The following is a 12,921-nucleotide window of genomic DNA, read 5'->3' as shown; positions in this document are numbered from 1 at the left end:
TGGTATCACCGGGCTGCGGCGGCACTATTGGGAAGCGTCCGAACGGGTAAAGTGAACTGAAGTCATGCATCGTATAACCAACACCGGCCGCGTCAATCTCGGCCATCTGTTCTGGCTGCGCAGCCTTGCGATCATCGGGCAGTTGCTGACCATCGCGTTCGTGCAGATCTTCATCGGCGTGCATTTGCCGTTGCCGGCCATGCTGCTCGTCATCGCGCTCGAGGTGATCTTTAACGCACTCACATGGTGGCGCGTCACGCAGCAGCGGCCCGAGTCGAACATGGAGCTGTTCGGCCAGATCTGGGTCGATCTCGGCGCGTTGTCCGCGTTGCTGTTTCTGTCCGGCGGCACGACCAATCCCTTTGTCTCGCTGTACCTGCCGTCGCTTGCCATCGCGGCGGCCGTGCTGCCCTGGCGACTGATGGCGTGGCTCGCCGCGTTCGCCGTGGCCTGCTATGCAGTCCTCGGCTTCGATTCGGTGCCGCTGAATCTCGACAACCCGGCCAACCTGTTCGACTACTACCGTGCCGGCATGTGGGTCAACTTCATGGTGAGCGTCGGGCTGATCGCGTGGTTCGTCGCGCGCATGTCGCGAGCCCTGCGGCTACGTGACGCAGCGCTCGGAGAAGCGCAGCAGCGCTTGCTCCAGGACGAACGCGCGGTCGCGCTCGGTGTCCAGGCCGCTACCGTCGCTCACGAAATCGGCACGCCTCTGTCTACAATTGCAATGCTGTCCGAAGAATTGCGCGACGCGGCGCGTACCGACAAAGGGCTCGCGCCGTACAGCGCCGATCTCGAACTGCTCGAACAGCAGATGAGCTTGTGCACATCCGCGCTCGCGAGGTTGAGGAGCCGTGCAACGACCGCCACCAATCGCCAGCCGGTCGACGAGTGGCTCGGATCGTTCGCCGAGCAATGGCGCTTGCGCCATCCGCATGTGAAGTTCGAGCGGCTCGGCGCTCCGCCCGCGGATGTCAGTCTCGACGACACGGTAGCCGTCAGCCAGATTCTGACGATTCTGCTCGACAACGCCGCGCGCGCGAGCCGCGATCACGTCACGCTGTCGTGCCGGCTCACGGCGCGCGGCGATCAGATCGAATTCGAAGTCTGCGACGCGGGCCCCGGCATTCCGGCTGCGCTGCGCGGCTCACTCGGAGCGATGCCGGTGGACAGCACGCAAGGCGGGCACGGCGTCGGCCTGTACCTGGCGTTTTCGGCGGCGGCGCGCCTGAAAGGATCGATTGAATTGACGGACGTCAATGCGACCCAACCGCGTGGCACGCGCGCAGTCTTGCGGCTGCCGCTCACCGGTCGCAAAAGTTCCGGCCCGGGCCGCCAAGGCGCCGCGCCATCCAACACGGAGAAACAGGCATGAGCGAGATGAATTTTCTGGTGATCGACGACGACGAGGTGTTCTCCGGTATCCTCGCGCGCGGTTTGACGCGGCGCGGCTATACGGTGAGCGAAGCTCACAACGCGGACGAAGCGATCAGGCTGGCCAACCAGCAGAAGTTCAGTCAGATCACAGTGGATCTGCATCTTGGCAACGACTCGGGCCTCACGCTCGTCGCGCCGTTGCGCGATCTGCAACCCGACGCGCGCATGCTCGTGCTGACCGGTTACGCGAGCATTGCTACCGCGGTGCAAGCGGTGAAAGACGGCGCGGACAACTACTTGGCGAAGCCTGCGAACGTCGAAACCATTCTCTCGGCGCTGCAAAGCGAGGCGAGTGCGTTGCAGGCGGAAGAGGCGATCGAGCATCCCACGCCGCTCTCGGTTGCGCGTCTCGAATGGGAGCACATTCAGCGCGTGCTGGCCGAGCACGGCGGCAATATTTCGGCGACGGCGCGCGCGTTGAACATGCATCGCCGGACCTTGCAGCGCAAACTCGCGAAGCGGCCGGTCAAGCAGTAAGTTGCCTTCATCGCCGCATCGTTTGATGTGGCGCAAAGAAAACGGGCCGCCCTTTCTACAGGCGGCCCGTTTTTGCTTCGTCGCTTCGGCGTTACATCACAGCACGTAGCGCGACAGGTCTTCGTCTTCGGCGACTTCGTTCAGCGCGCGATCCACATATGCCGCGTCGATCTGCACCGTGCGTCCCGAGTGATTGCCGGCAGCGAACGACACTTCCTCCAGCAGCTTTTCGATGACCGTATAAAGACGGCGCGCGCCGATGTTCTCCGTCTTTTCGTTCACCGAATAAGCGATTTCCGCGAGACGGCGAATGCCGTCGTCGGCAAATTCCAGATGCACGTCTTCGGTTGCCAGTAGTGCCTGGTATTGCTTGACGAGGCTCGCATCCGTCGACACGAGGATCGACTCGAAGTCGTTCACCGACAGCGAATCGAGCTCCACGCGAATCGGAAAACGCCCTTGCAGTTCGGGGATCAGATCGCTCGGCTTCGCGAGATGAAACGCACCGCTCGCGATGAACAGAATGTGATCCGTCTTCACCATGCCGTACTTGGTGTTGATGGTGGTGCCTTCGACGAGCGGCAGCAGATCGCGCTGCACGCCTTGACGCGACACTTCACCGCCGCCGGCTTCATTGCGCGACGCGATCTTGTCGATTTCGTCGAGGAACACAATGCCGTTCTGCTCGACGTTCTGCACTGCTTTGGTTTTGACCTCTTCGTCGTTGAGCATCTTGCCGGCTTCTTCGTCGGTGAGAACCTTCAGCGCTTCCTTCACCTTCATCTTGCGGCGTGTTTTCTTGCCGCCGCCGATGTTCGCGAACATCGAGCGGATCTGCTCGGTCATGTCTTCCATGCCCGGTGGCCCCATGATGTCCATGCCGACTTGCGGCTGCTCGACGTCGAGCTCGATTTCCTTGTCGTCAAGCAGACCTTCGCGCAGACGCTTGCGGAAAGTCTGGCGCGTGGTGCCGCCTTCGTCGGCCGTGTCGATCGTGCTCGAACTGGAACCGAAACCGACCGGACGCGCGCTCGGCAACAGAATGTCGAGAATGCGGTCTTCGGCCTGATCTTCGGCTTTGGTTCGCACTTTGCGCATTTCCGATTCGCGCGTCTGCTTGACCGAAATCTCGATCAGATCGCGCACGATGCTGTCGACGTCGCGGCCCACGTAGCCCACTTCGGTGAACTTGGTGGCTTCGATCTTGATGAACGGCGCGTCGGCGAGCTTGGCGAGGCGCCGCGCGATTTCGGTTTTGCCGACGCCGGTCGGTCCGATCATCAGAATGTTTTTCGGCGTGATTTCCTGACGCAGCGGGTCGTCGACCTGCTGACGGCGCCAGCGATTGCGCAGCGCCACGGCAACCGCTTTCTTCGCGCGGCCTTGGCCGATGATGTGTTTGTCGAGTTCCGAGACGATCTCGGCAGGGGTCATGGTGCTCATCGTGGGTCCTTACTCGATCGTCTCGATGACGCGGTTGTGGTTCGTGTAGATGCACATGTCGCCGGCAATCTCCAGCGACTTCTCCACGATTTCGCGCGGCGACAACTCCGTGTTGTCGGCGAGGGCTTTCGCGGCGGCCTGCGCATACGCGCCGCCCGAACCGATCGCGCAAATGCCGCCTTCCGGATCGAGCACGTCGCCGTTACCGGTGATGACGAGTGTGGTGGTTGCGTCGGCGGCGATCAGCATGGCTTCGAGACGGCGCAGCATGCGGTCGGTGCGCCAGTCTTTCGCGAGTTCGACCGCGGCGCGCGTGAGATTGCCCTGATGCTTTTCCAGCTTCGCCTCGAAGCGGTCGAGCAGCGAAAACGCGTCGGCCGTGCCGCCCGCGAAACCGACCAGCACCTTGCCGTTGTAAATGCGCCTGACCTTCTTCGCACCGCCTTTCATGACGATGTTGCCGAGCGTCACCTGGCCGTCGCCGCCGAGCGCGACCTTGTCGCCGCGGCGCACGGAGACGATCGTCGTGCCGTGAAATTGCTCCATATGCGTTCCTCTTTGCAAAGCGGGTAGGACGCGGCCGCGCGATGCGCGACCGCATGAATCCTGGAAGCAGACGGCGCGCGACGCGGGAAGTGAGCCGCCTCGCGCGCTCGTGCAGCGCATGTCGGATTTATTTTAGGGCGCGCGCGGGCATATCAAGAGCCGGCAAATGGGATAGGACAAAAGAAAAAAGGCACACGGATCACCGTGCGCCTCTCGACGAAGCAGCGTTTGTGGGCGCGGCGCCGAAGCCGCGCCGCCGGCGTTCAGTCGCCGAACAGCTTCTGGCGCAGTTCGCGGCGCTCCTGCGCCTCGAGCGACAGCGTGGCCGTGGGCCGCGCGAGCAGACGCGGAATGCCGATCGGCTCACCGGTTTCTTCGCACCAGCCGTAGTCGCCAGAGTCGATGCGGGCGAGCGACTGCTGCACCTTCTTCAGCAGCTTGCGCTCGCGGTCGCGCGTGCGCAGCTCGAGTGCATGCTCTTCCTCGATCGTTGCGCGGTCGGCCGGGTCCGGCACGATTACTGTTTCGCGCAGGTTCTCGGTCGTCTGGCCGGCATTGCGGAGAATTTCCGCCTGCAGCTGTTCGAGCTTGTTCTTGAAGAAAGCGAGCTGATCCTCATTCATGTAATCCTTGTCGCTCATCTTCAGGATTTCGGCTTCGGTCAAGAGTCGTTTCGTCGTCATCTGGCTTACTTCTTCAATGTGAGGCAAAACTCTTACATAGTGCCCGCACTTTCGTATTGCCCGCAAGGCGCCTGGGACGTTGAGCACAAGCTGACACGGACGATGAACTGTCGTGACGCCGAAGCGCCTCACGCCCACCTCGGGCGTCGCAACGCCAATGCGGGGCCGAACTCCTCTGGAAACCGGTTCTCAAATGCTCCTGAGGTATTTGCTCCCGGGCAGCGAGCCTCCTCGGGCTGCTGCGGCGGGTATTGTCGGCGAGTTCCCCGGACAAGATTTTCCGGCGCCGCTACAAGCCCGGTGCGCCCCACTGCGCAATATGTAATCACCGCGCACTGACCGGGCAAATCGTTCTCATTCTCCAGTGGGCACGTATTGTAACTGAATCACAATCCGGCGCCGCAACTGGTGGAAATCCCTCGGCGGCGCACTGGTATCCCGAAAATATAACGCGCGAACGGTCAAAAAGCGATGGTTGAGCGTCCACTAATACAGCAGGGTTTTCACGCGTTTTTCATACATGTGCGCCACCGCACATTTCGCGAGGGCCATTTGGCCCCCGCGCCCCGAGTAACAGCAGACCAATACGCTTTTGCCAGGCGCGACGCTCAGGCGAGGCAGGCGTCGAGGCCGTCGGTAATCAGGTCTTGCGGCAATTCGATGCCGATAAACACCATCTTGTTGGTCTTTTTCTCGGCCGGCTGCCATTTGGCCGCGAGGTCGCTGCCCATCATCTGATGCACGCCCTGGAACACGACTTTGCGGTCGACGCCCTTCATGTACAGCACGCCCTTGTAACGCAACAGGCGCTCGCCGTAAATCTGCAGGATGCCACCGAGAAAGTCTTCGAGCTTGTTCGGATCGAACGGACGATCGTTGCGGTACACGAACGACTTGATCTTGTCGTCGTGATGCGCGTGATGATGATGCGCATGATCGTGGCCTTCATGGCCTTCGTGATCGCAATGGCCGTGGTCATGATCGCAATTTGCGTGGTCGTGATCGTGACCGTGCGTGTGGCCGTGCTCGTCGTGCGCATGCGCGTGGTTATGCGCGTGTTCGTCCTCGACGAGGAAGTCCGGATCGATCTCGAGCTTCGAATTCAGATTGAAGCCGCGCAGGTCGAAGATTTCCTTGATGTCCGCGTCGCCGAAATTGACGACCTTGATCGCCGCCTTCGGATTCATATGCAGCAGACGGTGGCGCAGATCGCCCAGTTGCGCTTCGTCGACGAGATCGGCCTTCGTGATGAACAGGCGATCGGCGAAACCCACCTGGCGCTGCACGACTTCGTGCTCGTCCAGTTGATGATTCGCGTGCTTCGCGTCGACCAGCGTGATGATCGCGTCGAGCAGGAATTCGCTGGCGATCTGGTCATCCATGAAGAAGGTCTGGGCGACGGGGCCGGGATTCGCGAGGCCGGTGGTTTCGATCACCACGCGGTCGAAGTCCAGTTTGCCCGACTGCTTCTGCGCCGCAAGATCGCTCAGCACGCGCGAAAGGTCGCCGCGGATCGTGCAGCAGATGCAGCCGTTGCTCATCTGGATGATCTGCTCGCTCGTGTCCTGCACGAGAATCTCGTTGTCGATGTTCTCTTCGCCGAACTCGTTCTCGATCACGGCGATCTTCATGCCGTGCTTTTCGTTCAGGATGCGCTTGAGCAGGGTAGTTTTGCCGCTGCCGAGAAAGCCGGTCAGGATGGTGACTGGGATCATGTTGTTCGCCTATAGAGTCGTGAAACGATGCGTAATCGTATGCTTAGCGGATGCATAGCGGTATGCATGAGCCGGGCGCGGCAACCTCGCGGCGCGCAGCCTGTCTAGCCGGTTATTGAAACATATCTGCCCACGCGGCGCTGGCAGCCGGCACGGCCGGGCCGCCGCCGCTCGCGTCCCGCTGCGAAATAACCGTGAAGTTATAGGCGATCAGGCGATTTGCAACAGCAGGCCCTTCAGGTATTCGCCTTCCGGAAATGCTGTGAGCAACGGATGATCCACCCCGGCGCCAAGACGCTTGAGAATCCGCGCGTCGACGCGCGCGTCCGCGGCCGCGCTTGCCACGATCTTCTGAAACAGCTCGGAATCGATCGCGCCGGAGCACGAGTAGGTGAACAGCAGGCCGCCTGGGCGCAGCAGCTTCAGCCCGGTCAGGTTGATGTCCTTGTACGCGCGCGACGCGCGGTCCACATGCTCGCGCGACGGCGCGAATTTCGGCGGATCGAGCACGATCAGGTCGAAACGCTCGCCTTCGTCGTAGAGGCGGCGCAGCGTCTTGAACGCGTCCGCGTCGAGCCAGGTCGCGCGCTCGGCGTCGAAGCCGTTCGCCGCCACGTTCTGCTGCGCGAGCGCGAGCGCCTCGCCGGACGAATCGATTGAAACAACCCGCTTGGCACCGCCTTTGAGCGCCGCCAGCGAGAAACCGCCCGTGTAGCAGAAGCAGTTCAACACGTCGCGGTCCTGCGCGAGCTGCTGCACGAGCAGGCGGTTATCGCGCTGGTCGACGTAGAAGCCGGTCTTGTGGCCGTTGCGCACGTCGACGTGATAACGCACGCCGTTTTCGCTCGCGATCAGCGCTTCCGACGGCGCTTCGCCCGCCAGCACGCCGGTCGTCTGTTCTAGCCCTTCCTTCTGACGAATCGACACATCCGAGCGTTCGTAGACGTTCGGACAGCCGGTCGCGCCGACGAGCGCGGCGACGATCGCCTCCTTCCACGCCTCGACGCCCGCCGCCATGAACTGGCAGACGAGCTGGCTGCGCTGGCCTTCGTCCTCGGCGACGTAGTGATCGACGATCAGGCCCGGCAGGCCGTCCGCTTCGCCGAAAATCAGCCGCACGGCGCCGGTGTCGCGCACCATCGTTTGACGATGGAGGAGCGCGCGCTGCACGCGGCGCTTGAAGAATGCGTGGTCGATCGGCTCGCTTTCGTCGAAGCTCCAGACGCGCGCGCGGATCTGCGAGTGCGGGCTGTAGGCGGCGCGCGCGAGAAACCGGCCGTCGTGCGCGCGCACGAGCACGGTCGCGCCCGGCGCGGGATTGCCGTCGATCCGGTCAATCGCGTTCGCATAGACCCACGGATGGCGGCGCAGCAGCGATTTTTCTTTCGACGGTTTGAGCGTAACGATATTCATGAGGGTGTCAGCAGAAGCAAGGGCCGCGCAAACTGCTGCGCGCGCGGCGGATGAAGCAAGGGCGGTGACTATCGAGCCGCAAGGGCGGCGTCAGTCGCGTTTTTTGGCGCGCGGATGCGCCTGATCGTAGACGCGCGCGAGGTGCTGGAAATCGAGCCCCGTGTACACCTGCGTCGCGGTGATGCTCGCGTGGCCGAGCAATTCCTGCACGGCGCGCAGGTCGCCGCTCGACTGCAGCACATGCGTCGCGAACGAGTGCCGCAGCACGTGCGGATGCACATTGGCCGGAATGCCGGCGAGCAGCGCCGCGCGCTTCACACGCTCGCGCACGACGTTCGGCGACAGGCGATTGCCGCGCGCCGACAGAAAGAGCGGATGCGGATCGTGCTTGACCATCTGATCGCGCACGGCGAGCCACGCGTTCAGCGCGGTGAGCGCCTTGCTGCCGACCGGCACGATGCGGCGCCGCTTGCCCTTGCCGAGCACTTCGACTTCCGCGGAATCGAGCTTCAGCCAGCCGGCCGAGCGATAACCGTCGGCGTCGGCGAAACGGGCGTCCAGACCGACGAGTTCCGACAGACGCAGCCCCGACGAGTAGAACAGTTCGAGCATCGCGTGATCGCGCAAACCTTCCGCCGATGCGGCAGGCGGGCTTTCCATCAGGCGGTTCGCGTCGTCGACGGACAGCGCCTTCGGCAGCGCTTTGGGCTGCTTGGGCGCGCGCACGGTGGCGACGGGGTTGGCCGGCAGATCGATGCGGCCCGCGAGCCAGCGGTAAAACGCGCGCCACGCCGACAGACGGTGACTGATCGAGCGCGCCGTTAGCCCGCCCGCGTGCGCGCGCGACACGGCGCCGCGAACGTCGACGGCGGTCAGGCTTTCGAGCGGCCGGCCTTTCGCCAGCAGCCGTAGTTGCTCCAGTTCGTGCGTGTAGCCGCGCAAGGTGTGCGCCGACAGCCGCCGCTCGTGCTCGAGATTCGACAGATACGCGGCGATGAAGTCGGTTTCGGTCACGATGGGCGGTTTGGCTTGATCGAGCTGGGTTCGGCTAACTTTTGCTGACGGCGGACGCGTGCGCTCGCGCGTTCAGCGCGGCAGCAGACGGCTCAGCGCGGCGCTTGCGAGCGCGCCGATCTGCGTGAGGAAGTCGGTCGCCATGCCGTCGTGGAAGCGGCGCGCGTCCGCGGAGCCCATCACGAGAAGGCCGAAGGCCGACGCTTCTTCATTGGCTTCCGGGTCGCGCAACGCGAGCAGTGCAATCGATTCGGTGACGTGCGTGGGCTCCGGCGCCGCGCCGCCGGACGGGTTTTCGTCGGCGCTGCCGGCAGCCGGCACGAGCCATTGCGCCGCCTCGAAACCGGTGTTCGCACCGCAGTAAGGCGCTGCGAGGCTGTTCGCGAAGATCCGCACTTCCTCGCCGACGTGGCGCGCGAAATCGGCCTGAGCATACGGCTCGGCGACGTCCCACACGCGCAGCGCCGCTTGCGGCACGTCGAAGATTTCACGCAGGCCATTGGCGACGGTACGCGGCAGCGCGTACGGATCGCGCTCGGCGATCACGCGGATGGTCCAGCGGTTGAACTTCGAGGCGATGCTGTCGTTTTCGTGGCCGTAGCGCAGCAGTTCGGCGAGACGCCGTTCGAGATGCTTGTTCTTGTCGCGCAGCATTTCCATCTGCCGCTCCTGCAGGGACACCGCGGCCTTGCCGTGCGGGTTCGCGAGCCGGATGGTGGCGAGCACTTCCGCGTGTTCGGCGAAGAATTCGGGATTGGCGAGCAGGTATTCGGCGACTTCGCGATCGTTCATGGTTTCGGCTAAAGGACTACAGGACGACGCCTTCATGCGACGCGTCGGTCAGTGAGTTAATGAATCGTTCATGCGCGATCGAAGGCGACACGTTCAGTCGGCCAGTTCGATCTCGCCCTGGAAAACGGTGGTGGCCGGACCCGCCATCAGCAGCGGTTCGCTTTCCTTGTTACTGTCCCACGAAATGGTGAGCTTGCCGCCGTGCGTGTGAACGAGCACCGGCGCGTCGAGTAGTCCGCGCCGAATGCCCGCGGCCACCGCCGCGCACGCGCCCGTGCCGCACGCCAGCGTTTCGCCGGCGCCGCGCTCATAGACGCGCAGTTTGATTTCGCTGCGGCCGACGATCTGCATGAAGCCCGCGTTCACCTTTTGCGGAAAGCGCGCGTGCCGCTCGATCACCGGACCTTCGACGAGCACCGGAAACGCCTCGACGTCGTCCACCACTTGCACCGCGTGCGGATTGCCCATCGACACGACCGAAATCCAGCGCGTCGTGCCGTTCACGTCGAGCGGCCAGAGCGTATCCGCGCCTTCGCGACGTCCCTGGAGACCTTTGGTGGCGAAAGGCACACGTTCCGGTTCGAACACGGGCGAGCCCATGTCGACGAGCACCTCGCCGTTTTCCTGCATGGTCAGCGTGATGGTGCCGTTCTGCACTTGCACGCGCACGCTGCGCTGATCGGTCAGCCCGCTGTCGCGCACGAACTTCACGAAGCAGCGCGCGCCGTTGCCGCAATGCTCGACTTCGCCGCCGTCGCAATTGAAGATGCGATACCTGAAATCGACGCCATCCACGGTAGGCTTTTCGACCAGCAGCAACTGGTCGGCGCCGACGCCGAAATGGCGGTCGGCGAGCGCGCGCACCTGCTCCGGCGTCAGGTTGAGCGCTTGCGTGTAGCCGTCGAGCACGACGAAGTCGTTACCCGCGCCGTGCATCTTGGTGAATTTCAGTTTCATCACGCTATTGTAAGTGACGCGCCCCTCGAGCGCCCTCAATACACGCTCGGCACACCGGGCGGCCGCGTCTTGAAACGCTTGTGCACCCAGTAGTACTGCTCGGGCATCGACGGAATCTGTTCTTCGAGGAACGCGTTCATGCGCCGCGCGTCCGCGTCGTCGTCGCCGGTCGGGTAGTTGTCCCACGGCTTGAACACCCTCAGCCGATAACCCTTGTAGTTCGGCAGCACTTCGCCGATGAACGGCACGACCTGCGCGTGACCGACTTTCGCGAGGCGGCCGACGGCGGTCAGCGTGCAGGTCGGCACGCCGAAGAACGGCACGAAAGTCGAATTGCGCGCGCCGTAGTCCATGTCGGCGCCGAGCATCACCGGCTTGCGCTCGCGCAGCCAGCGCAGCACGATGCGCGCGCTGTCGGCGCGGCTTGCCATGTCCGCGCCGAAGCGGGCGCGCGCGGCCTTGGCGACCTCCTCGAGTTCTGGGTTCGACATCGGCTGATACAGCGAGCCGCACTGACGTTTGAGCGAGTAATTGAGGAAGATCGAGCCCGCCTCGATGCCGACGAAATGAAAGCCGAGGAACAGCGTGGGCGGCAGGTTCGGATCGGTCAGATCGATTGCGCTGTCGACCTGAACCAGCTTTTCGAGCTTCTTCGCGGAGCCGAACCATTGGACGCTGCGTTCGAGGTAACTGCGGATCGCGTGACGGAAATGCTTCTGCGCGACTTCTTCGCGGCGCTCCTCGTTCCACTCCGGAAAGCACAGTTTCAGATTGATGTGGACGATGCGCTTGCGGCGGCTCGGAATCTGATAGAGCAGCCAGCCGAGTCCGTCGCCGAGGCGGGCGATGAAACCATACGGCAATAGTGCAAAGAGTTTGAGAAGGCCGATCGCGAGCCGGGGACCAAGGCGGCTCAGCATGTGACCTCCTGGAAGGCGCTCGGCGTGATGCATTTAAGGAAAGCGGAGAAGTTGACGTAATACCGCACTCGTAGACACTCTGTGACAATCATCGGAAGTCGCTATAATAAGGGCTTCGCCGAGTTAATAGACAACTTGCGGGGCGAAGCCAGGCGGCGCGATCCATGTGATAAGCGCCTGCCAGTCAGGTAATCCGCTAAAGCGTCGCCGCTTCAGGCTCCCGAAGCTGGCTACGTGAACATTAACCGTAACCACATAACAGGAGTCTGCAACGTGGCAAACGACTATCTCTTCACCTCCGAATCCGTTTCAGAAGGCCATCCCGACAAGGTCGCGGACCAGATTTCGGACGCGATTCTCGACGCCATCCTGGCGCAGGACAAGTACTCGCGTGTTGCAGCGGAAACGCTGTGCAACACGGGTCTCGTCGTGCTCGCGGGTGAAATCACCACCACTGCCAACGTCGACTACATCCAGATCGCGCGCAACACGATCAAGCGCATCGGTTACGACAACACCGACTACGGTATCGACTATCGCGGTTGCGCGGTGCTCGTCGCGTACGACAAGCAGTCGCCGGACATCGCTCAGGGCGTGGACCGCGCGCACGACAACAACCTCGACCAGGGCGCCGGCGACCAGGGCCTGATGTTCGGCTACGCATGCGAAGAAACGCCTGAGCTGATGCCGTTGCCGATCCACCTGTCGCATCGTCTGGTCGAGCGTCAGGCGAATCTGCGCCGTGACGGCCGCCTGCCCTGGCTGCGCCCGGATGCGAAGTCGCAGGTCACCGTGCGGTATGTGGACGGCAAGCCGCATTCCATCGACACCGTCGTGCTCTCCACGCAGCATTCGCCGGACATCGATCTGGATACGCTGCGCGAAGCCGTGATCGAAGAGGTGATCAAGCCTACGCTGCCGGCTGAGCTCATCAAGGGCGACATCAAGTTCCTCGTGAACCCGACGGGCCGGTTCGTGATCGGCGGTCCGCAAGGCGACTGCGGTCTGACGGGCCGCAAGATCATCGTCGATACGTACGGCGGCGCGGCTCCGCACGGCGGCGGCGCGTTCTCGGGCAAAGACCCGTCGAAGGTCGACCGTTCGGCCGCTTACGCCGGCCGCTATGTCGCGAAGAACATCGTGGCCGCGGGCCTCGCGTCGCGCTGCCTGATCCAGGTGTCGTACGCGATCGGCGTCGCGCAGCCCACGTCGGTCATGGTCAACACGTTCGGCACCGGCCGCGTGTCGGACGCGACGATCACGCGCCTCGTGCAGGAGCATTTCGATCTGCGTCCGAAGGGCATCATTCAGATGCTCGACCTGCTGCGTCCGGTCTACGAGAAGAGCGCGGCTTATGGCCACTTCGGCCGCGAAGAGCCGGAATTCACGTGGGAAGCCACGGACAAGGCGCTCGCCCTCGCGGAGGCCGCCGGCACTGAGCCGGTCGCTGCGCTGGCGGACTAGCGCTAGATTCAGGCGTCTGAATGCGAAAAACCCTGCCGGCTTGCGCCGCGCAGGGTTTTT

12 protein-coding genes are annotated in these 12,921 nt (G+C 63.2%); 3 read left to right on the top strand and 9 right to left on the bottom strand.

What is annotated here, in order from left to right:
* The first annotated feature begins 64 nt into the window (after window positions 1-64).
* Window positions 65-1,375, top strand: a complete 1,311-nt coding sequence (locus AB6809_RS25290; RefSeq protein ID WP_006050520.1) for an ATP-binding protein — start codon at window positions 65-67, stop codon at window positions 1,373-1,375.
* The gene (locus AB6809_RS25285; protein WP_006050519.1) at window positions 1,372-1,914 is read left to right on the top strand and encodes a response regulator transcription factor; all 543 of its coding nucleotides are present in this window, start codon (window positions 1,372-1,374) and stop codon (window positions 1,912-1,914) included. Before AB6809_RS25290 ends, AB6809_RS25285 begins: the two co-directional genes overlap by 4 nt.
* A gap of 96 nt (window positions 1,915-2,010) precedes the next feature.
* Here the strand turns inward: AB6809_RS25285 and hslU are convergent, their stop codons facing one another.
* The 9 genes from hslU to AB6809_RS25240 all read right to left on the bottom strand — a co-directional run bounded on the left by hslU (window position 2,011) and on the right by AB6809_RS25240 (window position 11,397).
* Window positions 2,011-3,357 (bottom strand): ATP-dependent protease ATPase subunit HslU, encoded by a 1,347-nt coding sequence (gene hslU / locus AB6809_RS25280; RefSeq protein ID WP_006050518.1) that lies wholly within the window; start codon window positions 3,355-3,357, stop codon window positions 2,011-2,013.
* A 9-nt stretch (window positions 3,358-3,366) separates the two neighbouring features.
* Window positions 3,367-3,903 (bottom strand): ATP-dependent protease subunit HslV, encoded by a 537-nt coding sequence (gene hslV, locus AB6809_RS25275; protein WP_006050517.1) that lies wholly within the window; start codon window positions 3,901-3,903, stop codon window positions 3,367-3,369.
* A gap of 263 nt (window positions 3,904-4,166) precedes the next feature.
* Window positions 4,167-4,586 (bottom strand): RNA polymerase-binding protein DksA, encoded by a 420-nt coding sequence (gene dksA / locus AB6809_RS25270; protein WP_006050516.1) that lies wholly within the window; start codon window positions 4,584-4,586, stop codon window positions 4,167-4,169.
* Window positions 4,587-5,194: 608 nt separating this feature from the next.
* A complete protein-coding gene (locus AB6809_RS25265; protein ID WP_307251089.1) occupies window positions 5,195-6,301 on the bottom strand; it encodes a GTP-binding protein in 1,107 nt (368 codons plus the stop codon).
* A gap of 210 nt (window positions 6,302-6,511) precedes the next feature.
* On the bottom strand, window positions 6,512-7,714 hold the full coding sequence (locus AB6809_RS25260) for a class I SAM-dependent rRNA methyltransferase (RefSeq protein ID WP_114155695.1): 1,203 nt from the start codon (window positions 7,712-7,714) through the stop codon (window positions 6,512-6,514).
* A 90-nt stretch (window positions 7,715-7,804) separates the two neighbouring features.
* Window positions 7,805-8,728, bottom strand: a complete 924-nt coding sequence (gene xerC, locus AB6809_RS25255) for a tyrosine recombinase XerC (protein WP_307251094.1) — start codon at window positions 8,726-8,728, stop codon at window positions 7,805-7,807.
* A gap of 72 nt (window positions 8,729-8,800) precedes the next feature.
* Window positions 8,801-9,520 (bottom strand): DUF484 family protein, encoded by a 720-nt coding sequence (locus AB6809_RS25250; protein ID WP_114155696.1) that lies wholly within the window; start codon window positions 9,518-9,520, stop codon window positions 8,801-8,803.
* A gap of 93 nt (window positions 9,521-9,613) precedes the next feature.
* Window positions 9,614-10,477 carry a diaminopimelate epimerase gene (gene dapF, locus AB6809_RS25245; protein WP_044021421.1) on the bottom strand — a complete coding sequence of 288 codons (864 nt, stop codon included), beginning with the start codon at window positions 10,475-10,477 and terminating at the stop codon, window positions 9,614-9,616.
* Between the two features lie 35 nt (window positions 10,478-10,512).
* Entirely contained in the window at window positions 10,513-11,397 is an 885-nt protein-coding gene (locus AB6809_RS25240; protein ID WP_307251101.1) for a lipid A biosynthesis lauroyl acyltransferase, read from the bottom strand.
* Window positions 11,398-11,670: 273 nt separating this feature from the next.
* Between AB6809_RS25240 and metK the strand changes: the two genes are divergently transcribed.
* Window positions 11,671-12,861 carry a methionine adenosyltransferase gene (gene metK, locus AB6809_RS25235; RefSeq protein ID WP_006050509.1) on the top strand — a complete coding sequence of 397 codons (1,191 nt, stop codon included), beginning with the start codon at window positions 11,671-11,673 and terminating at the stop codon, window positions 12,859-12,861.
* The last annotated feature ends 60 nt before the right edge of the window (window positions 12,862-12,921 follow it).

The organism is Paraburkholderia sp. RCC_158 (assembly GCF_041355255.1).
GTDB classification, from domain to species: domain Bacteria; phylum Pseudomonadota; class Gammaproteobacteria; order Burkholderiales; family Burkholderiaceae; genus Paraburkholderia; species Paraburkholderia graminis.
Note: the sequence above shows the minus strand (reverse complement) of the source record. Positions and strands in the feature narration are given on the sequence as shown.

Bases quoted from the DNA above. Each gene is read 5' to 3' on its own strand.
- AB6809_RS25260 (WP_114155695.1), bottom strand. From the start codon at position 7,714: ATGAATATCGTTACGCTCAAACCGTCGAAAGAAAAATCGCTGCTGCGC.
- dapF (WP_044021421.1), bottom strand. From the start codon at position 10,477: ATGAAACTGAAATTCACCAAGATGCACGGCGCGGGTAACGACTTCGTC.
- hslV (WP_006050517.1), bottom strand. From the start codon at position 3,903: ATGGAGCAATTTCACGGCACGACGATCGTCTCCGTGCGCCGCGGCGAC.
- AB6809_RS25265 (WP_307251089.1), bottom strand. From the start codon at position 6,301: ATGATCCCAGTCACCATCCTGACCGGCTTTCTCGGCAGCGGCAAAACT.
- AB6809_RS25285 (WP_006050519.1), top strand. From the start codon at position 1,372: ATGAGCGAGATGAATTTTCTGGTGATCGACGACGACGAGGTGTTCTCC.
- dksA (WP_006050516.1), bottom strand. From the start codon at position 4,586: ATGACGACGAAACGACTCTTGACCGAAGCCGAAATCCTGAAGATGAGC.
- hslU (WP_006050518.1), bottom strand. From the start codon at position 3,357: ATGAGCACCATGACCCCTGCCGAGATCGTCTCGGAACTCGACAAACAC.
- AB6809_RS25240 (WP_307251101.1), bottom strand. From the start codon at position 11,397: ATGCTGAGCCGCCTTGGTCCCCGGCTCGCGATCGGCCTTCTCAAACTC.
- AB6809_RS25290 (WP_006050520.1), top strand. From the start codon at position 65: ATGCATCGTATAACCAACACCGGCCGCGTCAATCTCGGCCATCTGTTC.
- AB6809_RS25250 (WP_114155696.1), bottom strand. From the start codon at position 9,520: ATGAACGATCGCGAAGTCGCCGAATACCTGCTCGCCAATCCCGAATTC.